The following is a 463-nucleotide window of genomic DNA, read 5'->3' on the forward strand; positions in this document are numbered from 1 at the left end:
CCTCGGCGCGCACCTCGTCGGCGGTCTTGCCGAACGCGAGGGCCTTGGTCTGCGCGAAGTAGTTCGCGAGGAACAGGCCGTGCACGTCGGTGCCGCCGTCCTGCAGCGGGTGCGCGGGGTTCGCGACCGCGATGAAGTCCGCCGGGATCAGCCGCGTGCCCTGGTGGATGAGCTGGTAGAACGCGTGCTGGCCGTTCGTGCCGGGCTCGCCCCAGAAGACCTCGCCGGTCTGCGTGGTGACGGGCGAGCCGTCCCAGCGCACCGACTTGCCGTTCGACTCCATCGTCAGCTGCTGCAGGTACGCCGCGAACCGGTGCAGGTACTGCGCGTAGGGCAGCACCGCGTGCGTGTGCGCGCCGAGGAAGTTGACGTACCAGACGTTGAGCAGGCCCATGAGGACGGGCACGTTGCGCTCGAACGGCGTGCCGGCGACGTGCTCGTCGACCGCACGGAACCCGGCGAG

Annotated in this window: 1 protein-coding gene; it reads right to left on the reverse strand. The window is 70.2% G+C overall.

Annotation, left to right across the window (positions count from 1 at the left end):
• The coding region (locus tag CBZ_RS20515) for a phosphoglucose isomerase-related protein (protein WP_507762218.1) at positions 1–463 on the reverse strand (463 nt) is incomplete at both ends.

The organism is Cellulomonas biazotea (assembly GCF_004306155.1).
GTDB lineage: Bacteria > Actinomycetota > Actinomycetes > Actinomycetales > Cellulomonadaceae > Cellulomonas > Cellulomonas biazotea.